Origin of the sequence: Geobacillus kaustophilus (assembly GCF_000948285.1) — a bacterium.
GTDB lineage: Bacteria > Bacillota > Bacilli > Bacillales > Anoxybacillaceae > Geobacillus > Geobacillus thermoleovorans_A.
Genome location: NZ_JYBP01000003.1, coordinates 1,644,101 through 1,668,960, shown reverse-complemented (window position 1 = coordinate 1,668,960; position 24,860 = coordinate 1,644,101). Strand labels below are relative to the sequence as shown.

At 50.9% G+C, this 24,860-nt stretch carries 23 protein-coding genes and 3 pseudogenes; 20 read left to right on the top strand and 6 right to left on the bottom strand.

Annotation, left to right across the window (positions count from 1 at the left end; translation table 11 throughout):
• Nucleotides 1-102: 102 nt before the first annotated feature.
• The 4 genes from sirA to LG52_RS08705 all read left to right on the top strand — a co-directional run bounded on the left by sirA (nt 103) and on the right by LG52_RS08705 (nt 2,627).
• The gene (sirA, locus tag LG52_RS08720; protein ID WP_044731636.1) at nt 103-540 is read left to right on the top strand and encodes a sporulation inhibitor of replication protein SirA; all 438 of its coding nucleotides are present in this window, start codon (nt 103-105) and stop codon (nt 538-540) included.
• A gap of 89 nt (nt 541-629) precedes the next feature.
• Nucleotides 630-842: a YneF family protein gene (locus LG52_RS08715; protein WP_044731635.1), complete on the top strand. Its 213-nt coding sequence runs from the start codon at nt 630-632 to the stop codon at nt 840-842.
• 183 nt (nt 843-1,025) lie between these two features.
• Entirely contained in the window at nt 1,026-1,313 is a 288-nt protein-coding gene (locus LG52_RS08710; protein ID WP_052524486.1) for a site-specific integrase, read from the top strand.
• Nucleotides 1,314-1,454: 141 nt separating this feature from the next.
• Nucleotides 1,455-2,627, top strand: coding sequence for an ISL3 family transposase (locus LG52_RS08705; protein ID WP_044731634.1), 1,173 nt, complete (start codon nt 1,455-1,457; stop codon nt 2,625-2,627).
• 339 nt (nt 2,628-2,966) lie between these two features.
• On the opposite strand, the gene LG52_RS08700 is transcribed toward LG52_RS08705, so the two are convergent.
• The gene (locus tag LG52_RS08700; RefSeq protein ID WP_044730358.1) at nt 2,967-4,157 is read right to left on the bottom strand and encodes an ISL3 family transposase; all 1,191 of its coding nucleotides are present in this window, start codon (nt 4,155-4,157) and stop codon (nt 2,967-2,969) included.
• A 193-nt stretch (nt 4,158-4,350) separates the two neighbouring features.
• Here LG52_RS08700 and LG52_RS08695 point away from each other — a divergent pair, with 193 nt between their 5' ends.
• Nucleotides 4,351-5,484: an IS4 family transposase gene (locus LG52_RS08695; RefSeq protein ID WP_044731633.1), complete on the top strand. Its 1,134-nt coding sequence runs from the start codon at nt 4,351-4,353 to the stop codon at nt 5,482-5,484.
• A gap of 425 nt (nt 5,485-5,909) precedes the next feature.
• Here the strand turns inward: LG52_RS08695 and LG52_RS19450 are convergent.
• A pseudogene (locus tag LG52_RS19450) lies at nt 5,910-6,787 on the bottom strand (IS982 family transposase).
• A gap of 167 nt (nt 6,788-6,954) precedes the next feature.
• Between LG52_RS19450 and LG52_RS20910 the strand changes: the two are divergent.
• From LG52_RS20910 to LG52_RS08680, 3 genes and pseudogenes are all read left to right on the top strand, one after another.
• Nucleotides 6,955-7,026 (top strand): annotated as a pseudogene (locus LG52_RS20910) (YneF family protein); the annotation flags it as partial.
• A 124-nt stretch (nt 7,027-7,150) separates the two neighbouring features.
• Entirely contained in the window at nt 7,151-8,890 is a 1,740-nt protein-coding gene (locus LG52_RS08685; RefSeq protein ID WP_044731632.1) for an ABC transporter transmembrane domain-containing protein, read from the top strand.
• A gap of 89 nt (nt 8,891-8,979) precedes the next feature.
• Nucleotides 8,980-10,758 (top strand): ABC transporter ATP-binding protein, encoded by a 1,779-nt coding sequence (locus tag LG52_RS08680; protein ID WP_044731631.1) that lies wholly within the window; start codon nt 8,980-8,982, stop codon nt 10,756-10,758.
• Nucleotides 10,759-10,815: 57 nt separating this feature from the next.
• Here LG52_RS08680 and LG52_RS08675 read toward each other — a convergent pair whose 3' ends face one another.
• A complete protein-coding gene (locus LG52_RS08675) occupies nt 10,816-10,995 on the bottom strand; it encodes an aspartyl-phosphate phosphatase Spo0E family protein (protein ID WP_044731630.1) in 180 nt (59 codons plus the stop codon).
• 168 nt (nt 10,996-11,163) lie between these two features.
• On the opposite strand from LG52_RS08675, the gene LG52_RS08670 reads away from it, so the two are divergent.
• From LG52_RS08670 to LG52_RS08660, 3 genes are all read left to right on the top strand, one after another.
• On the top strand, nt 11,164-11,871 hold the full coding sequence (locus LG52_RS08670; protein WP_044731629.1) for a cytochrome c biogenesis protein CcdA: 708 nt from the start codon (nt 11,164-11,166) through the stop codon (nt 11,869-11,871).
• A 45-nt stretch (nt 11,872-11,916) separates the two neighbouring features.
• Nucleotides 11,917-12,273 carry a response regulator gene (locus tag LG52_RS08665; protein ID WP_011230839.1) on the top strand — a complete coding sequence of 119 codons (357 nt, stop codon included), beginning with the start codon at nt 11,917-11,919 and terminating at the stop codon, nt 12,271-12,273.
• A 188-nt stretch (nt 12,274-12,461) separates the two neighbouring features.
• Nucleotides 12,462-12,941, top strand: coding sequence for a CcdC family protein (locus LG52_RS08660; protein ID WP_407059689.1), 480 nt, complete (start codon nt 12,462-12,464; stop codon nt 12,939-12,941).
• Nucleotides 12,942-13,114: 173 nt separating this feature from the next.
• On the opposite strand, the gene LG52_RS08655 is transcribed toward LG52_RS08660, so the two are convergent.
• Nucleotides 13,115-13,549 (bottom strand): DUF2621 domain-containing protein, encoded by a 435-nt coding sequence (locus LG52_RS08655; RefSeq protein ID WP_033023234.1) that lies wholly within the window; start codon nt 13,547-13,549, stop codon nt 13,115-13,117.
• A gap of 268 nt (nt 13,550-13,817) precedes the next feature.
• On the opposite strand from LG52_RS08655, the gene LG52_RS08650 reads away from it, so the two are divergent.
• From LG52_RS08650 to LG52_RS08625, 6 genes are all read left to right on the top strand, one after another.
• Nucleotides 13,818-14,486 (top strand): cell wall hydrolase, encoded by a 669-nt coding sequence (locus LG52_RS08650; RefSeq protein ID WP_197074542.1) that lies wholly within the window; start codon nt 13,818-13,820, stop codon nt 14,484-14,486.
• A 125-nt stretch (nt 14,487-14,611) separates the two neighbouring features.
• Nucleotides 14,612-17,290, top strand: a complete 2,679-nt coding sequence (locus LG52_RS08645; protein WP_044731627.1) for a sigma-54-dependent transcriptional regulator — start codon at nt 14,612-14,614, stop codon at nt 17,288-17,290.
• A 166-nt stretch (nt 17,291-17,456) separates the two neighbouring features.
• Nucleotides 17,457-17,759: a PTS sugar transporter subunit IIB gene (locus LG52_RS08640; RefSeq protein WP_013145675.1), complete on the top strand. Its 303-nt coding sequence runs from the start codon at nt 17,457-17,459 to the stop codon at nt 17,757-17,759.
• Nucleotides 17,760-17,776: 17 nt separating this feature from the next.
• A complete protein-coding gene (gene celB / locus LG52_RS08635; protein ID WP_044731626.1) occupies nt 17,777-19,132 on the top strand; it encodes a PTS cellobiose transporter subunit IIC in 1,356 nt (451 codons plus the stop codon).
• Nucleotides 19,133-19,149: 17 nt separating this feature from the next.
• Nucleotides 19,150-19,887 carry a chitin disaccharide deacetylase gene (chbG, locus tag LG52_RS08630; protein WP_044731625.1) on the top strand — a complete coding sequence of 246 codons (738 nt, stop codon included), beginning with the start codon at nt 19,150-19,152 and terminating at the stop codon, nt 19,885-19,887.
• Between the two features lie 11 nt (nt 19,888-19,898).
• Complete coding sequence (locus LG52_RS08625) at nt 19,899-20,225, top strand: PTS lactose/cellobiose transporter subunit IIA (RefSeq protein WP_044731624.1); 327 nt, start codon at nt 19,899-19,901, stop codon at nt 20,223-20,225.
• Between the two features lie 209 nt (nt 20,226-20,434).
• Here the strand turns inward: LG52_RS08625 and LG52_RS18965 are convergent, their stop codons facing one another.
• Nucleotides 20,435-20,581 carry a small acid-soluble spore protein P gene (locus LG52_RS18965; protein ID WP_075261709.1) on the bottom strand — a complete coding sequence of 49 codons (147 nt, stop codon included), beginning with the start codon at nt 20,579-20,581 and terminating at the stop codon, nt 20,435-20,437.
• A 126-nt stretch (nt 20,582-20,707) separates the two neighbouring features.
• Between LG52_RS18965 and LG52_RS08620 the strand changes: the two genes are divergently transcribed.
• A complete protein-coding gene (locus LG52_RS08620) occupies nt 20,708-20,968 on the top strand; it encodes a hypothetical protein (RefSeq protein ID WP_044731623.1) in 261 nt (86 codons plus the stop codon).
• A 68-nt stretch (nt 20,969-21,036) separates the two neighbouring features.
• On the opposite strand, the gene sspO is transcribed toward LG52_RS08620, so the two are convergent.
• Nucleotides 21,037-21,186, bottom strand: coding sequence for a small acid-soluble spore protein O (sspO, locus tag LG52_RS08615; RefSeq protein ID WP_044731622.1), 150 nt, complete (start codon nt 21,184-21,186; stop codon nt 21,037-21,039).
• Nucleotides 21,187-21,502: 316 nt separating this feature from the next.
• On the opposite strand from sspO, the pseudogene LG52_RS20545 reads away from it, so the two are divergent.
• Nucleotides 21,503-21,742 (top strand): annotated as a pseudogene (locus LG52_RS20545) (RNA-guided endonuclease TnpB family protein); the annotation flags it as partial.
• A 370-nt stretch (nt 21,743-22,112) separates the two neighbouring features.
• On the top strand, nt 22,113-24,833 hold the full coding sequence (gene acnA / locus LG52_RS08605) for an aconitate hydratase AcnA (RefSeq protein WP_044731620.1): 2,721 nt from the start codon (nt 22,113-22,115) through the stop codon (nt 24,831-24,833).
• Nucleotides 24,834-24,860: the final 27 nt, after the last annotated feature.

Sequence of the window (24,860 nt, the reverse complement as noted above, 5' to 3'; positions counted from 1 at the left end):
AAAATCGACAATGTTAGTGAAAAAACTTGCCGTTAATAGACATATTTTTCCCCTTTCCTTTTCTATAATAGAAAATAGATGAACAGAAATGGGGGATGGGGCATGATCCGCTATTGGATTTATTTATTGAATGACGATGTGGCGTCGCATTACCGCCATCGGGCAGAAAAAATTGTCGAACTGCTTCGTGAGCATCAATACGCGAAAGCGCCGCTGAAGGCGATTTGCCGCAAGCAAGTCGAATTTATCACCGAACGGCTGTCATTTTCGCGTCTGGAACTCGGCTTAAAGCAATATTTTGCCGGCCGCGTCGGCAAAAATTTGGAGCGCAATATGTTTGTTTTGCAAAACGACGCCGGCGAGGAAGCGCTGCTTGTCGTGCAAAAGCGCCGCTTGCTTCTTGTCGCTGACAGCGCGCCGCTTGCTGCGGACATCGGCCGGGCGCTCGCTCGGCTTTCGCCGACGTTTTTGGCGGTCGACGCTGATTTTGCCGATTACTGTTGGCTGTCCGCACCTCGGCAAGGAAGAAAATTTGCGTAATGAAAAGATTTTTGTCGCGAAATATTGTCTAATGACGCATCGTTTAGTACACTGTTAGGGAGACAACAAGAAGGAGGAAAATCGCTGTTATGTGGGGTACGATTCTCGTTGGCGTGCTGGCGCTCATCGCCGGGGTGGCGATCGGATTTTTCGTCGCCCGCAAAACGATGATCAATTATTTGAAGAAAAACCCGCCGATCAATGAACAAATGATCCGGATGATGATGATGCAAATGGGCATGACTCCGTCGCAGAAGAAAATCAACCAGATGATGAAAATGATGAACAACCATCTCAAGTAAATGAAACGTTGATTTGATAAGGGGTTTCATATATTTGAAACAGAATCACCACAAATAATGAAATCAAAAAAAGTGTTGAATAGTGAATTTTTCTCCGTTTTGATTTCATTGTTAAAAGGTGAATCTTTCTAAAAAATCATCCTATTCGTTGAAAGATTAATCAACGAAAGGGGATGATTTTTTTTGTTGCTTGAGGACATTTTAGAAGAATATGACTATTATTGCATTTCAAAAAGATTCACAAGAAAAACGCTCATTAACAAGCGTCAAGAGTTGAAACAGTTTAAGCGGTTCATGACCGAAAAGCGTGGAATTGTTGAACTAGAAAGTATCACTACACACGATATTAAAGCGTACATGCGATACAAGCAGAAATCGGGATTAAAACCGCAATCTATTGTATCTATGTTGAAAATGATTCGAGCGTTTTTTCTTGGTGTGAAAAAGAGGAATGTATCAAAGAAAATATAGCGAAAAAAGTTGAGGCTCTTCACCACAAGTTGTACTTGATGATTTAAGATCGGTGTGCATAGCGAAAATAGAGGGTACAAAAAATGCGAATTTTCCTGTATGGTAAAGGTGACCAAACCAAACCATTGGAGGAAAATTCGCATGTACGCTCAGTTTATCAAAGAACTTATCGATTTACCAGATGTTTTGATTCAAAAGGTGCGAAAAGAAGGAGATCGTTGGATTTTCGAACTTTCTCTACCTGAACAATGCCCGTTATGTCCTGTCTGCTTGAAACGCACGATCAAAATGACAGGAAAAAAGAAGCAATGGATGCATGGCTATGCTCAACGAATCGGGATTTTTTGGATTGAACTCCCTGTCGAGCGCAGACGTTGTAGTACGTGTGGCATGACGTTCAGCACGTCTTATCCAGGAATCTCCCCTCCAAGTGTGGCAACAGACGCTTTTCAGCAATGGGTGGCGCAATCTTGCATCGGGACATCCATTCAGGCAGTAGCTCGGATGCTCAAACTCCCTTACACGACCGTGGAACGTTGGTTTTATACCCATGCCCCTTCCTTCCTATCGAATGATATCCAACCAAAGGCGGTTTGTGTCGATGAATTTGCCTTTCGAAAAGGGCATGACTACGGAGTGGCGATCATGGATGCCGAGACGGGAGAAGGGTATGCCATCGAAGCTGGAAAGAACGAGGAAGCCATCAGACGTGCGTTGGCGCATGTGTCTCGTTCTGTTCAGTATGTCGTAAGCGATTTAGCCCCAGCGATGAAAAAAGCCATTCAAGGGGGTTGCCCAGAGGCGACACACGTGGTCGATTATTTCCATGTCATTCAGCTGTTTACGGATGCTTTAGATCGTTGCCGCAAATATGTAGACAAAGGAAGCAAGAAACACGGAAATGTTCGTTACGTTTGCCGTTTATTGAGCACATGCCCAGAGAAATTGACGGAGGAAGAACGTCAAATCGTACGAGAATGGTGTAATGAAAGCGATGACTTAAAGTCGGTCTACCAATCGCTCCAACATTTTCGTTATGTGTCCAAAAGCAAAGACGAGCAACAGGCGAAACGACGTTTGGAGTCTTGGATTCATCGGTATTCGTTTTGTCCTTGTTCGGTTGTGCGCGCGATTGCAAAAGCGCTCGTCAAGCGAACAGAAGAAATCGTTTCTTGCATTTTATCCCCTTACTCGAATGGGAAAATGGAAGGAACGAACAACAAGATCAAGCTGATCAAACGTCGAGGATATGGATACAGAAATATCCAGCGTTTTGCATTACGGGTTCGGTTAGAAACGACTAACATACTTTAATGGCAGGTGCAAGTACATCTTTTGGTGATGAACCAAAATTTTTTACATCACACTTTCCTTAAAGATAGGTAAGAAAATATTTCCACCGTATAAACTGGGATATGGCAGTATCCCAGTTATTTTTTTACACGCGTGTTGATTAACCAATAAGGGTCTTCACCATTTTCTGTGATTTCTACTCAATCCTAGAGACATGTTAGCTGGATGAAATAGGTTCATCAGTCAGGATCCTTCTTCCGCATACAGACCACGAAGTTGGTAGAATGGAAACAGTCAAGTGCTTTCCTTGACGGGTTCCATTCTACCAACTATCATACCGATAGCGGAAGAAGGGAGCGCTTAAGCAGCCTGACTGCCTGTAGTGTTCCCTGTACACTCCAGAAATACACGCAAACGAAACCGTTCTAGATTTCGATAGCCATATGCCCGGCGTTTGATGTTTTTGATCTTGTGATTCGTCCCCTCAATTCGGGCATTCGTATATGGGCACAAAAAGTAGGAAAGAATAGGCTCCTTCCACCTTTCAAGCGTGTTGGCTGCTTTCTGAAAAGAAGCAAAAGGGCTCTGTTTGGCTAACTTAATCCATTCTTCCAAGCGTTCCTTTGCTTCATGATATCCATCGGTTCGGTAAAAATCCCGAAACAACTCTTTCAGATAATAAGCAATGGAAAGTGCCGGATACTCCTCCAAGATATCGTCTAATCGAAGCCGTTGGTCCTTACGAAGCTTTTCACAGCCTTTCAAGAGAAGATATCGAGCCTTTTTCAATGGAGAAAATTCCTTTCTTGCTTGATCCAAGGCTTGTGTCACTTTTTGAACCACATGGTACTTATCGATGACAATCGAAGCAGATGGAAACAGGGCGCGAACCGCCTTATGATAAGGTTCCCACATGTCAAGAATCACCGTTTGGACCATTTCTTTCGACAGGATATTTTGGCTCAACAAGTTGATGGCGGAGTCACATTGGCGATCGGCATGCATTCCCATGACCGATCCGGCTCTGGCATCCATCAATACAGTTTCATACTGATGTCCCTTTTTTACAGCGATTTCATCTAAACTAAGCACCATTCCTTCTTGAGAAGATGCTTCTATCGCTGTTTGACGCTCTTTTGCTTTTTTCGATGCGATGGAGTAATAAATGCGTTCCAATGTTGTATATGGGATGCGGTGCTTTCGGCTAACCTCTTGAATGGTGGAGCCTTCGCAAAGTTCATACAAGTACTCACAAAATCGATTGGTGTAGTGTTGATTGGGTGGAATCGATTCCAAAGAGGCGGAAAACACTTGAGAACAATTCCAGCACCGATAGCGCTTTACCTTTATGAACAAGTACACCGGTTGATGGAAAATCGCCAAATCCCGTACTTTTCTTGTCCGTCTGTCGTGGACAGAGGAAGTGGCAAACCCACAATGAGGGCAACGTTCCTGTGTCTCTGTTTTCTCTACATGAATCGCATAACCATAGGAAAGAAGTTCTTGTTTAATCACTTTAAATTCTGGCAATCCTAGTGGTATAGAAAGCACTTACGAGACCTCCTTAATGTTTATTTCACCGCTAACATTATTGCCAGGATCTCGTCAGTGCTTTCTCTTTTTTGTCACTAAATCACAAAATTTGGTGATGAACCACCAATAATATCCATAAAAAACATAGAAAAAGAGCACCTTTCCTGTAGAATGTAAGTAATGACACAAACAAACCTAGGAGGTGCTCTCTATGAACAAGCATACCACACTCCCGAATTTGATGCAAAAAATGGTTTCCGATGAAGAGATTCAATCCATTACCGAAGCCGTTGGCTACCACGACACTTCACGGACGTTTACGGTGCGTACGTTGGTTGACTTTTTTCTGTTGGCGGCGCTTCACGAATGGAAAAGTTTCCGCCATGGTGCCGATGCGGCGAAGATGTATGGACTGCCAACCTTTCATTATTCGACGGTTTCTAAGAAAGCGAAAGAAGTTCCATACGACGTCATGAAGCGCTTATTTGCTTTGGTGGTTTCGAAATGCAATCGCCAAACCCGCCGTTCGCTTCGCTTCCCCAAAGCGTTGCGTGTAGTAGACTCCACGACTGTCACCGTGGGGAAAAACCGCCTTCCATGGGCGCCCTATCATGGGGAACGTGCAGGAGTCAAAATGCACGTTGCGTATTCCCCTGAGCAACAAATGCCGAGCGACATCGTAGAAACGGTAGGTCTGCGCCACGATGGGCCAGTGGGAGAGCAGCTCACGGACGGGCAATCGGTCCTTGTCGAGGATCGAGTGTACTTTAAAATCGAACGCCTCGATCGGGTTGTGGAACAGAAGCAACCATTTGTGATTCGGATGAAAGACAATGTCGAAATTCATCAGAAAAAGAGCCTAAAGCGACTTTCTTCCTCCTCTTCTTCCATTGTGGCGGATTTTACTTGCCAGTTAGGAACAAAACCATGTCGTTCCAAGAAACGCCATCGCGTCGTGATCTTTCAAGATGCGAACGGGCATGACATCCGTGTCGTCACGAACGTCTTGGAGGCATCGGCGGAAAAGATTGCCGAGATGTATCAAGAACGTTGGACGGTGGAAGTGTTTTTCCGTTGGATCAAGCAATACCTGAACGTTCCAACCTTATTTGGCACCAACGAGCACGCGGTATACAACCAGCTTTTTGCGGCATTTATCGCTTATGTGTTGCTGAGATGGCTATATCATCGAACGGAAAAACGGACAACCTCGTCCCTTTCCTTTCTTTCGTTTGTCCGTCGTTTTTTCTCTGGGCAACTTCCTCTCGAATGGAAATCCGAGATGGCAGCTGTCTTATTTGAGTATGCCCGAATTTATGGGAGGAGTGTTCCTAATTTTGGATAATCAACAGCCGTGTTCGTAATCTGATGCTGGATGAAACAATAAACATGAGTTTTTGTAATATCGTTTAATTGAACAGAGTAGCCATGTTTCATTAAGAAGTTTTCGAAATATTTCAATCATAACCATGGCCATCTACTTGTGTTGAGTGAATAGTTTTTTCAATCTGTAAAATACAACATAACCCGTGGTGCTAGTTGGGAGTTAGAACTGTTTATTGCAAAATAAAAATGCAGAGATCTGCAGAGAATTTGGCTTAGGCCAACTTGACATGGAGTGGGGGGCGTGATAGCCTTTTTAGGCATAGCCAGCCCTTGATATTGCTGGCTTCCTGGCTTTTTAATCACGCCCCCAGAGGCTCCATGTCAAGTTGTCATTCTCTGCACTTTTCCTTGCAAAACTCTGTATTTTTTCTTTGCAGAAAACAGTTAGAACTCAACTAGCCCAAGTGTAACTAGGGAATAGGCTAACAATATGCCGTCGAGCGCTGCTTCAAATCCGATCATGGAATTCGCTCGAATCTCTGTGATCCGGTATTGGTCAACCAGAACCGAGAACACCGTCTCGATCACGTTGCGTTTTTGTTGGATCCACTTCTCCCATGCCTCGGACGAGCAATGTTTCTCGTTTTTTCGAGACGGAGTCTAAAGCGCCATTTGGTACTCTTCGTACAGCCTTTTTTGCAACTCACGGCTGATGAATCCTTTGTCCCCGAAGTGATAAGGATGAGGAATTTGAGTCATCACGCTTTCAGCGGCGATGCGATCATGGCAGGATGCTTCCGTCACCACATAGCCCATGGGCAGCCCTTGATCGGTCACTTGAAGGTGCAGCTTCAACCCATAGCACCATTGCTTTTTGGAAGCGCAATACCCGATGTCGGCGATCTCTTGAAACCGTTTGACGCGATGCATTCTGGCGGTATGGCGCAACGGGAGCGGCAAGCTGTCGACCACGGCATAGGCATGATGTTGGCCGCGTTTTGCTCACTATGGCGGATCCATTTGATGGCGAAGCGCAGCGCCCGGCAACGGCGGTTGTACCGGGAACGTTCGAGAAACGAGCCGTTTGTGAACAAATTTCCAGTGACAAAGCGATGCCATGCCCGTTCGGATGTAAAACCGAGCAACTTTCCTAAAATATGAATCGCGATGACCACAGCGTCTTCCTGTTTGACCAAATGGCGGTTGCGGCGCTGCAGGTGCATCTGAATCGATGACAGCTGGGCAGAGACAAAAAAGAAAATGGCGGCATATTGCTTTTGAATCTTGGCTCGGTCTGTAGTAAAATGAAAGTGCTCTTGCAAGGGGATTCTCCTTTTCAATGTTTGGTTGCACTTTCATTTTAAGGAGATCCGCAGGCAAGGGCTATTTTTATGCTTGTTTGAGTTTATCTAGCACCACGGGTTTTTGATATACTTTTCTTAAACGAATAGGATGATTAAAAAACACTTAAAACCCTTGACATATCAACGTTTTGATGCAAATGGGCATGACTCCGTCGCAGAAGAAGATCAACCAGATGATGAACAATCAACTGAAATAAGCGAAACGGACACTCGATCGAGAGTGTCTTTTTATTTTGCCAAAATGTTCTTTCAAAATTTTTCTAGTTTTGTTACAATAATATGGCGATTGTTCGTCAGCCAAATGAAAGGAGGGCGGGCCTTATGCGCGTGTTTCGCGATTTGTTTTGGTTTTTCCGCCAAGAAAAGAAGGCGTATATCACCGGCATTTTCATGCTTGTCATCGTGGCGTTTTTGGAGATAATCCCGCCGAAAGTGATCGGCTTGTTGGTCGATCATATGAAAAACGGCACGATGACAAAAGAAGTGCTCATCCGCTGGCTCGCCGTCCTAGCCGCGGTTGCGGCGGCGCTTTATGGGCTCCGCTATGCTTGGCGCATTTTCATTTTCGGTTCGGCGGTCAAGCTCGCCCGCCAGCTGCGCAACGAGTTATACCAACATTTTACGAACATGTCGCCGTCGTTTTACCAGCGGAAGCGGATCGGCGATTTAATGGCCCATGCGACGAACGATTTGCAAGCGATTCAGCAGACGGCTGGAAGCGGCATTTTGACGCTTGTTGACTCGGTGACGCTTGGCGCGTTCGTGTTGGCAACGATGGCGTTTTCGATCAGTTGGAAGCTGACGTTGATCAGCCTATTGCCGATGCCCGTGATGGCGGCGGCGACGAGCCGCTATGGAACGATGCTCCATCGTCGGTTTTTAACGGCGCAAGAGGCGTTTTCATCACTGAACGACAAAGTGCAAGAAAGCATCAGCGGCATTCGCGTTATCAAGGCGTTCGGCTATGAGGAACACGATGTCGAGGCGTTTCGCCGCCAATCGGAAGACGTCGTGGCGAAAAACATCGCCGTCGCCAAAATTGACGCTTTGTTCGACCCGACGATCGGGCTGCTTGTTGGGCTGTCGTTTTTTCTCGCTGTGGCGTTTGGCAGTCAAATGGTTCTGACGGGCGAATTGACGATCGGCGAACTTGTGTCGTTTACGGCCTACCTTGGCTTGCTCATTTGGCCGATGTTGGCGTTCGGCTGGCTGTTTAACATTGTTGAGCGAGGGCGCGCTTCGTACGACCGGGTGCGGGCGCTGTTGGCTGAACGAGATGAAATCAACGAACGTCCCGATGCCCTTCACATCGCTCCGCAAGGCGACGTTGAGTATGATGTTCGTCAATTTGCCTATCCGGGGGAGGCGAAGCCAGCGCTTCGGGACATTCGTTTTCAGCTCAAGCGCGGGGCGACGCTTGGCGTCGTCGGCAAAACGGGGGCGGGAAAAACGACGCTGCTTCGCCTGCTGCTGCGCGAGTTTGACGGCTATGACGGCGAGATTCGCTTCGGCGGCCGCGACATCCGCGATTATACGCTTTTCGCGCTCCGTTCGGCGATCGGCTACGTGCCGCAAGACCATTTTTTGTTTTCCGCTTCCATCCGCGACAACATCGCTTTTGCGAAACCGGAAGCAAGAGAGGATGAGATAGTCCGAGCGGCGCGGCTGGCCGATATTCATGATGACATTTTGCAGTTTCCCGACGGGTATGAGACGGTCATCGGCGAGCGCGGCGTTTCCCTATCCGGTGGGCAAAAACAGCGGCTGTCAATCGCCCGGGCGCTTCTCATTGACCCGGAAGTGCTCATTTTTGATGACGCGTTGTCGGCCGTGGACGCGAAGACCGAGGCGCGGATTTTAGCAGCGCTCAAACAGGAGCGGCGCGGAAAAACGACGATCATCGCCGCCCATCGTTTAAGTGCGGTTGAGCATGCCGATTGGATTCTCGTCCTTGACGGGGGGCGAATCGTGCAGGCGGGAACGCACGAGCAGCTGATGACAGAAGACGGCTGGTATCGCGACATGCACCGGCGCCAGCAGCTTGAGGCGCTTGCGGAGTGACAACAGCTTTGAACGTTCGCGCTCTCTTCAAAAACGAGCGGAGCGAAAAGCTTGAAAATACAAGTTGTTTGTGAGATAGGGGGAAGTGGATGAACGACCGATGGCTGACAACAAAAGAGCAGCGGCGCGTCTTATGGCGGCTGCTCGCTTATATGGGAAGATACAAAAAAGAAACTGCGCTTGCGTTTGCGCTTCTTCTGTTGGCAACGGCCGGGGAGCTTGCCGGACCGTATTTGGTGAAAGTGTTCATTGATGACTATTTGGTGCCGGGCCGCCTTGCTTTTGGACCGGTGGCGGCGCTGGCCGCCGCCTATCTCGGTGTGCTCGTCTTGAAAACGATCATTTCCTACTTTCAGCTTGTCGAGTTTCAGCGGCTCGCTTTGCACGTCATTCAAGCGCTGCGGATGGATGTGTTTGCGAAAGTGCACCGGCTCGGGATGAGCTATTTTGACCGGACGCCGGGCGGAAGCATCGTTTCGCGGGTGACGAACGATACAGAAGCGATTAAGGACATGTTCATCAGCGTCCTAGCGGCCTTTGTGCAAAACGGCTTGTTTGTCATCGGCGTGTTTGTCGCCATGTTTTCGCTCAACGTTCGTCTTGCATTGTTTTGCCTGTTCATTCTTCCGGCCATTGCGTTGATTATGAAGACGTACCGACGCTACAGCTCGGTGTTTTATCAAGAGATGCGCGAACGGCTGAGCGAACTGAACGCCAAATTGAACGAATCGCTGCAAGGAATGGCCGTCATTCAAGCGTTCCGCCAGCAGCGCCGTTTATACCAAGAGTTTGCCGCCGTCAATGAAGCGCATTACAAGGCGGGGATGAAAAACATCCACCTCGATGGACTGCTGCTTCGACCGGCGATCGATGTGGTGTATATGTTGTCGATCATGGTCGTGCTCAGCTTTTTTGGCATCACGGTGCTTGACAGTCCAGTTGAGATCGGTGTATTGTACGCGTTCGTCAACTATTTGGAGCGCTTTTTCGAACCGGTGACGCAAATGATGATGCGCCTGTCTCTTTACCAGCAGGCGATCGTTTCCGCCTCTCGCGTGTTTGCCCTTCTTGATCATCAAGAAGAGGCGCCGGCCAATCCAAATTGGTCGCCGCATGTGATCGAGCGCGGGGAAATCGAATTTCGTGATGTCAGCTTTTCCTACGACGGCAAACGGAATGTGCTGAAACGGCTGTCGTTTGTCATCCGTCCGGGGCAGACGGTCGCGTTTGTCGGCCATACCGGCAGCGGCAAAAGTTCGATCATCAACTTGCTCATGCGCTTTTATGAGTTTGACCGCGGCAATATTTTGCTTGACGGCCGCTCGATCCGCGACTACTCGCGCGCTGAGCTGCGCCGCCGCCTCGGCCTTGTCTTGCAAGATCCGTTTTTGTTTTACGGGACGGTCAAAGAGAACATTCGCATGTATAATCAGGAACTGGACGACGAAGCCATTAAGGAGGCTGCTCGGCTCGTGCAGGCCGATGCGTTTATTGAGCAATTGCCCGGCGGCTACGACCATGTGCTCGCCGAGCGCGGGGCGACGTTATCAAGCGGTCAGCGCCAGCTTCTTTCCTTTGCTCGCACGATCGCTGCCGATCCGAAAATTTTGGTGCTCGATGAGGCGACCGCCCATATTGACACCGAAACAGAGGAAGCGATTCAAGATGCGCTCATGCGCATGCGGAAAGGGCGGACAACAATCGCCATCGCCCACCGTTTATCAACGGTCCAAGATGCCGATCAAATTTTCGTCCTCCATCGAGGCGAAATCATCGAGCGCGGCACGCATCAGCAGCTGCTGGCGCAAAAAGGGCTTTACTACCAAATGTACTTGCTGCAAAACGGCCTTGTCGACGCCCATGCGTAAATGGCGGCGTTTTGCCGCCCCTGCTTGGAAGAAAAAGAAGAAAGCGCCATGTCCCGCCTAGCGGGAGGCGCTTTGTTTTCGCTGTTTCATTTGTTCATGCTGATAGGCGTTGAGCAGTGTGTCGAGTTCCTTGCTGATTTTCATGGCCGCCGCCGAGTTTAACCCCATTTTGGCCACCGTGTCGACAAGCTCCATCCGCTTTTGTTCAATCAAGGTCAACAATTTGCATTTCGGCACGAATCGACCGTCCTTTGCTTGAAGTATTGTGTATGGTGCTTTATACTATTTTATCAGTGAACGCCAAAATGGAAAATAGAAAAATTGACCAGGAACAATGAGAAACACGTTACGGGAAGAAGGAATTCTGTTAAAATAAAAAGTAAAAAAGCAGGGGCTGGTTCACCAATGAATGATCTCAATCTATTTTTAGCGTTCGGCGCCGGGTTTTTGTCGTTTATTTCCCCGTGCTGCCTGCCGCTTTATCCGGCGTTTTTATCGTATATCACCGGCGTGTCGGTCAGCGAGCTGAAAGAGGAAAACGCGATGATGAACCGCCGCAGCTTATGGCATACGCTTTGTTTTTTGCTTGGCTTTTCCCTCATTTTTATTTCGCTTGGCTTTGGCACCTCGCTGCTTGGAAGGCTGTTTGTTGATTATCAAGATGCGATCCGGCAAATCGGCGCGGTCGTGATCGTCGCTCTCGGCCTCGTCGTCGCCGGGCTGTGGAAGCCGGCGTTTTTGCTGAAAGACCGGCGCATTTCGTTTCGTGAACGGCCGTCGGGATATGTCGGCTCCGTGCTGATCGGCATGGCGTTCGCTGCTGGTTGGACGCCGTGCATGGGGCCGATTTTGGTGGCGGTTGTCGCTCTAGCCGCCACCAACCCGGGCTCAGGAATGGTGTATATGCTTGCTTATACGCTCGGATTTGCCGTTCCGTTTTTCATGTTGTCGTTTTTTATCGGCAAGCTGCAATGGATCCGCCGCCATAGCGCATCCATCATGAAGGCGGGCGGCTATGTCATGGTGGCGATGGGCGTCGTTTTGTATTTTGACTGGATGACAAAGCTGATTGCTTATACGACAAGCTTGTTTGGCGGGTTTACTGGTTTTTAGCGGCTGTTGTTGGAGGAATATCGTTGAGGAGAGGGCGATGGAAAGATGGCTGCCATTTTAATTGCTGACGATGCAAAGTTTATGCGGGTAACGCTGGCGCGCATACTGGAAAAAACGGATCACACCGTAGCCGGTGAGGCGGAAAACGGCAAAGAGGCGGTCGAGCTGTATCGCCGGCTGCGCCCCGATCTTGTCATCATGGACATTACGATGCCGGTCATGAATGGGATTGAAGCGGTGCGGGCGATTAAGGAGATCGATCCCGGAGCGAAAATCATCATCTGCTCGGCGCTCGGGCAGCAGCGCATGGTCGTTGAGGCCATTGAAGCCGGCGCCGCTGACTTTATCGTCAAGCCGTTTGAAGAAACCCGCGTGCTCGAGGCGATTGCCCGCCTTTTGTAGGCAGGCTTGTAAACGAAGGCGCCGCTTATGATCGCCGGAAGACAGCTGGCTGCGTTCCTCTTGGCAAGCGAGAGGGGCGAAGCGAGCGCGGTGTTTGGCGAAGGCGGGGGCGGCTGGAGAGGGCGGTAGGCAAGCGGAACGGTTTTTGCTATAATGGCGTTGTCCGTGAATTTTGTCGGAAGAAGGTGATGGCTTTGGCGTTCATTACATCGCTCATCGCCGTTGTGATGGCGTTTTTCATCTTTTTTGTGCGCATGAAGGCGTCGGAAAAGCCGACGAATGCCAAAAAAATTATTTTGCCGCCGCTGTTTATGAGCACCGGAGCGCTGATGTTCATCGATCCGGTCTTCCGCGTCACGCGCGGGGAGCTCATCGAAGCGGTCATTCTCGGCCTGTTTTTTTCGCTGTTTCTCATTAAAACGTCGAAATTTGAAATCCGCGGCAACGATATTTATTTGAAACGCTCAAAATCCTTTATTTGGATTTTGCTTGGGTTGATTGTCATTCGTCTTGGCTTGAAAACGTATTTAGGACGAACGATCGACTACCGCCAGTTAAGCGGCATGTTTTATTTGCTCGCGTTCTCCATGATTGTCCCATGGCGGATCGCGATGTACGTTTCGTACAGAAAGCTGGCGGCGCAGCTGAAACCGCCAGTGCTGACATAAAGAGCTGTCCCGCTGATGGACAGCTCCCTTTTTTGTTGCGCCAAGCCATTTTGCTTTTTTCGGAATTTCGCCGCCGTGAAGCCGCCTGTACCAACCAGCCGCTTGTTTTGGGCAGCTTTGTTATGTTGAAAAAGACGAAAGCCGCTCGTATTCGGACCAAATCGAGAGGCCGATCAGCGGCTTTCCAATAAATGTTGATAAGGGGCAAGATCGATGTTCTTCGCCTGCAATGTCCGGATCAAAAACTTATGGTCGCGCTTGGGGGTTGCGATGATGTAGCCGCGGATCAGCAAGTCGCGTGTGATGCGCGGCGCCTGCTCCTTCAAGGCAAGCTCGCCGATTTTGCCGGCGATCTTTTGCCGCGCGACGTCGCGGAACAATTCCGGCACAGGGCGAACCAATTCCTCAAGCAGCGCTTTTTCTTCTTCCCCCCATAAATGGCGCGTCTGTTCAATGTAATATTCCTGCCAGTCGAGCTCCGATTTTCCATCTTCTTTCGGCAGCCGCTTCAAAAACTTGCGGAACATGAAAAAGCCGCCGATCGACATCATGACAAGCAAAAAGACGACCCAAAACAAAATAAACCAAAGAAACCATCCGGTCAGCACGATCCCCACCCCAACATGATGATCAACTGTTTTGCCATAGGCAAGATTCGTCTACTATTATGTCGAAAAGCTTGCTGTTTGGCAAGTTTCAAACAGCGGCTTGTTACGAAGCGTAACGCAACTGTAATGCAACTGTAAAAAAGCTTGTCCCACCTTACAGCGCCAATGGATTGAAAGCCGCCGGCCGCTTTATGTGGAAAAAAATATACAGTGACGTTCCCTTCTTTGCCTGCTAATCTAGAAAACAGAAAAAAGCCAAAAGGCAACGATGAGGGGGATGCGCAGAGTGAAAAAGATGATTGCAGCGCTCGCGATCACTTGCTGTATGGCGTTAAGCTCTCATGGGCTGTCGGCCGAAGCGGCTGGTCTGTATACATACTATCAAGTGAAAAAAGGCGATACGTTGTCGAAGATCGCCAAACAATATCATATCACGGTTGCCTCGTTGAAGTCATTGAACGGGTTAAAAAGCGATGTGATTTATATCGGCGAAAGGCTGAAAGTGCCGGCTGCGGCGAAGCGATCGGCTTCGGCGCCGGCAAAGAAGAAGGCCATTTCATTAAGCGCGGCTGACCGGAAGCTGCTCGCCCAGCTCGTGCAAGCGGAGACCGGTTCGAGCGAGCCGTTCGCCGGCAAAGTGGAAGTGGCGCTCGTCATTTTGAACCGCACTCAACATCCTGAGTTTCCGAAAACGGTGCGCGGCGTCATTTATCAAAAAACAAAATCGGGCTATGCATTTGTGCCGGTGAAAACGGGAAAACTGACCCGCATTCGGCCGACCAAGCAAGATTACGAGGCGGTCGACAAGGCGCTCGCCTTATTCCCAACTGATCGCCGCGGTTCGCTCTATTTCTACAACCCGAAAATTACGAAAGACAAATGGATGCTGTCGCGTCCGGTGACGATCCGCATCGGGCATCATGTCTTCACGAGATGAACGGGGTCGAATAAGGCCTCGTTCTTTTGTTTTGTGCATAGCGGCGGGCCGGCGTTGTTTCATCACGATTCGGCAGGAATTTCGACCGGCGGCTGCGAATGTGTGTAACGAGGAGGGGAGCGATCGTGAAAAGAATCGATCTCATCTATAACACGCTGTGTCAGTGGAAGAAGAGCGGAGAGTCGTGGGCGAGCGCAGAGGAGCTAGCTGACGCTCTCGGATTGGATCGAGCTAACGTCAGCCGCGATTTGAATCGGTTGTGGAGGGAAGGAAAAGTGCAAAAACGGCCGGGAAGGCCGGTGCGGTTTGCGGTCGCCGGCAATAGAGCGACAGCGCCGCGGTTGGACCGGCTTGCCGCCGAACAGCCGAGTTTGGCCATGGCCATCGAGCAGGGCAAAGCTGCCCTCTTGTATCCGCCGAAAGGACTGCCGATGCTGATTGTCGGGGAAACTGGGACGGGAAAATCGATGTTTGCCGAGTTGCTCCATGAATTTGCCGTCGCAACTGGCCGTTTTCCGCCGGGGGCGCCGTTTGTGACTTTTAACTGTGCTGACTACGCCAACAACCCGCAACTGTTGCTTGGGCAACTGTTTGGAATCCGGAAAGGAGCGTACACGGGAGCGCATGAACAAAAAGGGCTGCTTGAGAAGGCGGATGGAGGCATTTTATTTTTAGATGAAGTGCACCGCCTGCCGGCGGAAGGTCAGGAGATGCTGTTTACATTCATTGACCGCGGCGTCTACCGCCGGCTAGGGGAAACGGACACGGAACGAAAGGCTGATGTGCTGTTGATTTGCGCAACGACTGAAAACCCGGAATCCAACTTGCTGAAAACGTTTCGTCGCCGCATTCCGATGCATATTTGGCTGCCGCCGCTTGAGAAGCGGACGCTTGAGGAACGGTACTGTCTCGTCATGCAATTTTTTCAACAGGAAGCGGTGCGCCTCGGGAAAGACATTCATGTCTCTGCCAATGCGTTGCGCGCCTTTTTGTTTTACCCCTGTCCCAACAACGTCGGACAGCTGAAAGCCGACATTCAGCTCGTTTGCGCCAAGGCGTATGCCGACTATGTCACCGGAAAAAAAGAAAACGTCCGCATCCAGCGCGCTGACTTGTCGTTTGAGGTGCAAAGCGGGCTGCTGCTCGAGAAAAAGCATCCGCAGGCCGCCTCCTTTCCGCTGCCGCACGGTCGGTGCGTGTTTTCAGCGCATGGAGGCGAATGCCGACCAGAACTGGTGAATGATGACCAGCAATCGATTTATGACAATATTGAGCGCAAATACAGTGAGTTGAAAAAGCAGGGCGTCACCGGCGATGAACTGGATTTGCTGCTTGAGATGGACATTGAACGTTATGTTTCGCAGTATATGAAAGGTCTTCATCGCCGCATTCGCGATCGCTGCGATCTGGAGAAAATGATCGCACCTGACGTCCTGTCATTAACCGAGGCGCTAATCGCCTACGCGGAGAACAGACTGGAACGCCGTTTCCCGGAAAAGGTGATGTATGCGCTCGCTTTGCATATTCAAACGGCGCTTAATCGCCTTCGGACCGGGAACGCCGTGACCCACCCACAGCTCAATCAGGTGCGCACCGCTTATAAAAAAGAGTTTGCCGTTGCCTTGGACTGCTTGCAGCTTATGGAAGAACAGATGCGCATTGATTTTCCCATCGATGAAGCGGGGTTTTTGACCATGTTTTTCGCGCACCGTGACGAAGAACAGGAGGAACAGGAAGAGCGGGTGGCGGTGGTTGTCATCATGCATGGCAACGGCGTTGCGTCGGCTATGGCGGATGTCGTCAACCAATTGTTGGCAGCCGCATGCGTGCAAGCAGTCGATATGCCGCTCGATGCCGATCCGAAACAAGTGTACGAGCAAGTAAAAGCCATCTTGCAGCCGGTTGCATCGATGAAAGGGGCGCTGCTGCTTGTTGATATGGGATCGCTCGTGTCTTTTGCCCATTTTTTAGAAAAAGAGCTTGCCATTCCAGTGAAAGTCATTTCTGCAGCGAGTACGCCGCATGTATTGGAAGCCGCCCGCAAAGCGATGCTCGGCTATTCGCTTGTCGACATTTATAACGAAGTGAAAACCGCTGCGCCATATTATATGAGCCAACCGTTTTGGGAAGAGGACGGGGCGGAGCAAGATCGACTGGCGATTGTTACGGCTTGTTTGACGGGAAAAGGAAGTGCGCTTGCATTAAAGCATATATTGGAAACTTACTTGCAGCTTGATGAACAATTGTGGGAAATTATCCCTATTCATATCGTTGATGAAAAAGAAGCGCAAAATAGGTTGTCAAACATAGCCAAACATGTTCGAATCGTCGCCATCGTCAGCCATTTCCGCCTCGATGAACGGGTTCCGCACTTTGCTTTGGACGAAGTGTTCAGTCTGAAAGCCATGAAAGAAATACAAGCGCTTGTCGATGATGAAGAAATGTATATGCATATGGCCCGAGAACTGGACGGCCATCTTCGCCATCTGTCCTCAGGACGGGCGATTCCGGTGATCCGTGCGGTGCTCGCGTCGATCAGCCAAGAGATTGGGTTTCCGTCGCAGTCCAGCGATATGGCCGGACTTGTCCTTCATTTATGCTGCCTGCTTGATCGGTTGTTGGCCGGTGAACCATCAAGCGATGCTGGGACGGACGGTGGTTGCCGTGAACACGAACCGCTGTATACGATCGTGAAGGAGGGGTTGTTTCCGCTCGAACAGCGGTACGGCGTTCGCATCGGTGAGAATGAATTGTGTCACATTATTCGCTTTTTCCGCTCGCTGCAGCAAAAACGGGACACATAAGGCGTCTGCTTCTTTGTTTTGCGCTGTTTGATTGAAAACGGTTTCAATACACAGTTGCCGCTGACTGACACACAATGAGCTGATCTCGCTTTTCACTTCTTTTTTATTGTTGGCATGGAATTTGCTTGTTAAGATGGCGATCACAAAACAAAGGAGGAGAAAAGCGATGAACATTTTACTCATTTGCGCCGCCGGCATGTCGACGAGTTTGCTCGTGACGAAGATGCAGGAGGCGGCAAAGCAAAAAGGGATCGAGGCGAACATTTGGGCTGTGTCAGCTGATGAAGCGAAAAGTCATCTCGACCAGGCGGATGTTGTGCTGATTGGCCCACAAATCCGCTATAAGCTCGCTGCCTTCAAAAAAGAGGGTGAGGCGCGCGGCATTCCGGTTGATGTCATCAATCCAGCTGACTACGGGCGTGTCAACGGCTCTGGGGTGCTGGACTTTGCGCTGCGGTTAAAAAAATAAACAGGGGGTAGGGGCGGATGGATCGGTTTATTCGTGTGTTGGAAGAGCGTGTGATGCCTATCGCCGGCAGGATTGCCGAACAGCGCCATTTGCAAGCCATTCGTGATGGAATCATTTTGTCGATGCCGCTCTTGATTATCGGGTCTTTATTTTTAATCATTGGTTTTTTGCCGATCCCCGGCTATAACGAATGGATGGCGAAATGGTTTGGCGAACATTGGCTCGATAAGCTGTTGTATCCGGTCGGGGCGACATTCGACATTATGGCGCTTGTCGTCAGCTTCGGCGTCGCTTACCGGTTGGCGGAAAAGTACAAAGTTGATGCGCTTTCGGCCGGGGCGATTTCACTTGCCGCTTTTTTGCTCGCAACTCCGTATAAAGTGCCGTTCACGCCGGAAGGAGCGAAAGAAGCCATTATGGTCAGCGGCGGCATTCCGGTGCAATGGGTCGGCAGCAAAGGTTTGTTTGTCGCCATGATTTTGGCGATTGTGTCGACCGAAATTTATCGGAAAATCATCCAAAAAAATATTGTCATTCGCCTTCCAGATGGAGTGCCGCCTGCCGTGGCCCGCTCTTTTGTTGCTTTGATTCCGGGGGCCGCTGTTCTCGTCGTTGTCTGGGTGGCCCGCCTTATTTTGGAAATGACACCGTTTGAAAGTTTCCATAATATTGTATCTGTGCTTCTAAACAAACCGCTCAGTGTGCTCGGCGGCAGTTTATTTGGCGCCATTGTCGCTGTACTGCTTGTGCAGCTGCTATGGTCGACCGGTTTGCACGGGGCGGCGATCGTAGGAGGAGTAATGGGGCCGATTTGGTTGTCGCTGATGGACGAAAACCGGATGGTGTTCCAGCAAAATCCGAATGCCGAACTGCCCAACGTCATTACGCAGCAGTTTTTTGATCTTTGGATTTACATCGGCGGTTCAGGAGCGACATTGGCGTTGGCGTTGACCATGATGCTTCGGGCGCGCAGCCGGCAGCTGAAAAGCTTAGGGCGGCTCGCGATCGCACCTGGCATTTTCAATATTAATGAGCCGATCACGTTCGGTATGCCGATCGTCATGAATCCATTGCTTATCATTCCATTCATTCTCGTGCCTGTCGTGCTTGTTGTTGTCTCCTACGCGGCGATGGCGACTGGGCTTGTCGCCAAACCAAGCGGGGTGGCCGTGCCATGGACGACACCGATCGTGATCAGTGGCTATTTAGCGACGGGGGGCAAAATTTCCGGGAGCATTTTGCAAATCGTCAACTTCTTCATCGCGTTTGCCATCTACTATCCATTTTTCTCGATTTGGGACAAACAAAAAGCGGCTGAAGAGCAGACCGATCCAATGATCTCAAGCGGAGCGGGAACAACGCACTCGCTGTAAATAAGGAGAGAAACGAAATGCCGCGCTATTGCATAGTCAACGCCGATGATTTCGGCTACTCGAAAGGGGTCAACTACGGAATTTTGGAAGCGTTTCAACACGGTGTCGTCACGTCGGCGACGCTGATGGCCAACATGCCAGCGGCAGAACACGCCGCCCGGCTGGCAAAGGAACATTCGGAACTCGGCGTCGGCATTCATTTTGTGCTGACATGCGGCCGGCCGCTGGCCGATGTTCCATCGCTTGTGAACGAGAACGGGGAGTTTCCGCGGCGCGGGGAGGCGCTTGCCGGCGCTAGGCGCAGCGATATCGAGCGGGAGCTTGCTGCCCAATTGGAGCGGTTTTTCTCGCTCGGGCTCTCTCCAACGCATATCGACAGCCATCATCACGTTCATGAGCATCCGAATGTGTTTCCAGTTGTGGAACAATTGGCCGAACGTTATCGGCTGCCGATCCGCCCAGTGCGGACGGCACGGATGCATCGGCTGACAACCGTCGATGTCTTTTTTCCCGACTTTTATGGGGATGGATTGACAAAGGACCATTTTTTGACCCTCATTGACCGGATTGACGACGGGCAGACGGCGGAAGTAATGTGCCATCCAGCGTACATTGATGTCCCTCTCGCCGTAGGAAGTTCCTATTGCCAACAGCGGGTCAGGGAGCTTGCCGTCTTGACCAATCCGGAGCTTGCTCAGGCGCTCGCCGAGCGCGGAGTCCGGCTGATCAACTACCGGCAATTTACTAACATGTAGGAGATGGCGTTATGCAAATATATGAACAAACTGTATTCCAACTGATTCTTCATGGCGGAAACGGCCGCAGTTATGCAATGGAGGCGATTGCAGCGGCGAAAAAAGGGGAATTTGCCGAGGCGCGCCGGCTGCTTGAACAGGCGGGAGCGGAACTGCAGGCGGCCCATAGGCTGCAGACCGCGCTGCTGCAACAAGAAGCGTGCGGCGGACAGCCGGTGGTGACGCTTCTGATGGTGCATGCCCAAGATCATTTAATGACGGCGATCACGGTCAAGGATTTAGCCGCTGAATTCGTGGAGCTGTATGAAGCGCTAAAGCGGCAAACAGCCGAATCATAATCGCCGTCGGCCGGCTTGTTGCCCGGGTGAGAATGATTCGCTTCAATGGGAATGAACCCAAGGCGGGCGGCAATGGGATGTTCTAGAGACCGCCCGCTTTGTTGATTTTACAATAATTTTATTATGTAAACATAATAGCAACAGCCGTTCAGCCCGCCCGGCTGCCGCCGGGCGCGGCTAAACGAGAAGGGCAATTCCGCTTGTTAGCGTCACATATCGTGGCTTGTGTTGTGCTTTTGCCGCGTGTGATTGCGGTTCTTCACTTTTTTCGAACCGTCAAGCGGCTCCGGCTGCCCAGGGTTGTCGCCTTTGGGCGCGTTTTTGCGCATATCTTTGCCGTCGTTTTTGTTCGCCATCGCTTTGTCCCTCCTTTTTTATTAGCATGCCGGCGGCGGCTGGCGTTTATTCAGCGTATAATTTGCGCCCGGTTTGAGACGATAAGTAATGGATGACCGCCATGACCAGAAAAGGAGGAACGAGCCATGGTTTACCATAAAACGAAACAAGACGCGTTTCAGGCGGCGCAAAAGGCGACGATGGAAGCGAAAGAATGGCATGACCATTTAGTGCGCGACCAAGCCGACTATGGCCACCAATTGGCCCATTTGCGGCAGGAAGTCAATGAGGCGTTTGCCCAGATTGAAAACGCGCTCGAAGTCGCATCCGAGACGCAGCGCGCGCAACTCGAAAAATTCCGCAGCGACCTGCAGGCGATTGTCGATGACATCAACCGAAACGAGTAAGGGAATGCCGGTGGACATTCCCTTTTTGTGTGGCTACGGCAGGCCGGGGTGGCGGAACGGCCGCCGCGCTATTGATTCTTTTTTCGTTTTTTATTGTTTTGGCGCTGCTCCTCGGTCAGTGGCTCATTGGAGAACTCTTCATTGTAGCCCGCGCCCATTCCTTGCGCTTTGGCGGCGTTCATGCCAGGGATCACGTGGTTTGCTTTCCGTTTCGTCATTCGTTTCACCTCCGCTTCTAGTTTGCGACGAAACGGGCGCCTTATTCCTCTTTTGCCGCGGTAAGGAAGTAATATGGCGAGACATTGGAAGTCATTATTTACAGAAAAAACGTCTTTCATCCCACGGTTTCAATCGTGCGATGAAAGACGGCGTTGCTCGGCAATCCTTAATCGGATTGCTTCGAGCAGCCATTTTTATCTTTAAATGTCGCAGTATAATCGTTAAACGGATATAATTGATATATGGAACAACAATATCGAAGAACGAAAACAACTGAACGCGATGTGGAATCTCAAAAGAAAAGGGGGTGAATCCATGCCCACGATCACACTCAGGCTGGAACGGCACAACCCAACGAAAGCCAAGCAGGAAATGTACGAGCGAATGACAGAATGGAACACAGAATTTGCGAATTGGCTGTTGAATCATCCCAAGCTGAATCAAGCGACGAGCAAACTGTTTCAAGAGTTTTCGTCGCAGCGGTTTCCTTCCGCCGTCGTGAATCAAACGATTCGAGAAGTGAAGTCCCAAAAGAAAAAACAAAAGGCAAAGAAAAGTGCGGATACACCATCCACGCCGACTTGAATGGCGCGATCAACATCGCCAAAGCGATTTCAGGCTTCGCCGCCCAACCTAGCGCACTGGTCACAGGTGCGCCGCCCATTGGGGTACAACTTAACCCGATGGGACGGGGTGATGACACACCCCTGAACTTGGGCGTTGTCTGAACCAGAAATGGATGAGGACGCGAACGACCCAAGAATCCCACGCCCTTTAGGCGTGTGGAGTGTCAAAACTTGTCCTGTTCTATAATAAGATAAAGTCGTGCCAAACTTTATGGGGATTGGGAGAATTCATGCTATTTTTTCGACTTTTGCGCAAAAAAATAGTATAGTATTATTGTGAAGTGAAGGGGGTTGTACATATGGCGAAACAGGATGTATTCAACGCCCGCTCTTCATTCGAAGTCAACGGTAAAAAATACAATTATTACCGTTTGCAAGCGCTTGAAGAAGCGGGCATCGGCCAGGTGAGCCGCCTGCCGTACTCGATCAAAGTGTTGCTTGAATCGGTGCTTCGCCAAGTCGACGGCCGCGTCATCACGAAAGAGCACGTCGAAAACTTGGCGAAATGGGGAACGCCGGAAATGAAAGACATCGATGTGCCGTTTAAGCCGTCGCGCGTCATTTTGCAAGACTTCACCGGCGTGCCGGCTGTCGTCGATTTGGCTTCGATGCGCAAAGCGATGGCCGATTTGGGCGGCGATCCGTATGAAATCAACCCGGAAATTCCGGTCGACCTCGTCATCGACCACTCGGTGCAAGTCGACCGCTACGGGTCGGACGATGCGCTCGAGTACAACATGGATTTGGAATTCAAACGGAACGCCGAACGGTACAAGTTTTTGAAATGGGCGCAAAAAGCGTTTAACAACTATCGTGCCGTTCCGCCGGCAACGGGGATCGTCCACCAAGTGAACTTGGAATATTTGGCAAGCGTCGTTCACGCGGTCGAAGGGGAAAACGGCGAGTACGAAGCGTTCCCGGATACGCTTGTCGGTACGGATTCGCATACGACGATGATCAACGGCCTCGGCGTCCTCGGTTGGGGGGTCGGCGGCATTGAAGCGGAAGCCGGCATGCTCGGCCAACCGTCGTACTTCCCGGTGCCGGAAGTCATCGGCGTCCGCCTGACAGGCAAGTTGCCGGACGGAGCGACGGCCACCGACTTGGCGCTCAAGGTGACGCAAGTGCTCCGGAAAAAAGGCGTCGTCGGCAAATTCGTTGAATTTTTCGGACCAGGGGTGGCGACTTTGCCGCTTGCCGACCGGGCGACGATCGCCAACATGGCGCCGGAATACGGGGCGACGTGCGGCTTCTTCCCAGTCGACGCCGAAGCGCTTGACTATTTGCGCCTGACCGGCCGCGATGAACACCACGTTCAAGTCGTCGAAGCGTACTGCAAGGCAAACGGCCTGTTCTACACGCCGGATGCGCCGGAGCCGGTGTTTACGGACGTTGTCGAAATCAACTTGTCGGAAATTGAAACGAACTTGTCTGGCCCGAAACGGCCGCAAGACTTGATCCCGCTCTCGAAAATGAAACAGTCGTTCCGCGACGCGGTGAAAGCGCCGCAAGGCAACCAAGGCTTTGGCTTGACGGAAGCGGACTTGGAGCGGGAAATTACGGTCGAGCTGAACGGCGAACAAGTGAAATTGAAAACGGGCGCCGTCGTCATTGCGGCCATCACGAGCTGTACGAATACGTCGAACCCGTACGTGCTCGTCGCCGCTGGCTTAGTGGCGAAAAAAGCGGTGGAAAAAGGCTTGCAAGTGCCGAAATACGTGAAAACGTCGCTCGCGCCGGGCTCGAAAGTCGTCACCGGCTACTTGCGTGACTCAGGACTGCTTCCATACCTCGAGCAGCTTGGCTTTAACATCGTCGGCTACGGCTGCACGACATGCATCGGCAACTCAGGTCCGCTTGCGCCGGAGCTCGAAAAAGCGCTCGCGGAAAGCGATCTCCTCGTGACAAGCGTCCTGTCCGGCAACCGGAACTTTGAAGGCCGCATCCACCCGCTTGTCAAAGGCAACTATTTGGCATCGCCGCCGCTTGTTGTCGCCTATGCGCTCGCCGGCACGGTCGACATTGACCTGCTCAACGAACCGATCGGCAAAGACAAAGACGGCAACGACGTCTACTTCGGCGATATTTGGCCGTCGATGGAAGAGGTAAAAGCCGTCGTGAAACAAGCGGTCGATCCGGAACTGTTCCGCAAAGAATATGAGCGCGTGTTCGACGGCAATCCGCGTTGGAATGCCATCGAAACGACGGACGAGCCGCTTTACCAATGGGATGAAAACTCGACGTACATTCAAAATCCGCCGTTCTTTGAAGGCTTGTCGCCGGAAGTGCGCAAAGTCGAACCGCTCACCGGCTTGCGCGTCGTCGGCAAGTTCGGTGATTCGGTCACGACCGACCATATTTCGCCGGCAGGTTCCATCGGCAAAAACACGCCGGCAGGCCAATATTTGATCTCGAAAGGCGTCGAGCCGAAAGATTTCAACTCGTACGGTTCGCGGCGCGGCAACCATGAAGTGATGATGCGCGGCACGTTCGCCAACATCCGCATCCGCAACCAAATCGCGCCGGGCACGGAAGGCGGCTATACGACGTACTGGCCGACCGGCGAAGTGATGTCGATGTACGATGCGTGCATGAAATACAAACAAGACGGCACTGGGCTTGTCGTCATCGCCGGCAAAGACTACGGCATGGGCAGCTCGCGCGACTGGGCGGCGAAAGGGACGTTCTTGCTTGGCATTAAAACGGTGATCGCCGAAAGCTTTGAGCGCATCCACCGCTCGAACCTCGTCTTGATGGGCGTTCTGCCGCTGCAATTCAAAGAAGGCGAAAATGCGGAGACGCTCGGCTTGACCGGCAAAGAAGCGTTCGACATTCACATCGATGAAAACGTCAAACCGCGCGACCTCGTCAAAGTGACGGCGACGGACCCGGATACGGGCGAGAAGAAAGAATTTGAAGTGATCGTCCGCTTTGACAGCGAAGTCGAAATTGACTACTATCGCCACGGCGGCATTTTGCAAATGGTGCTGCGCGAAAAATTGGCGAAAGTGAAACAATAACGGCAAAAAGCAGGCTCCCACATCGGG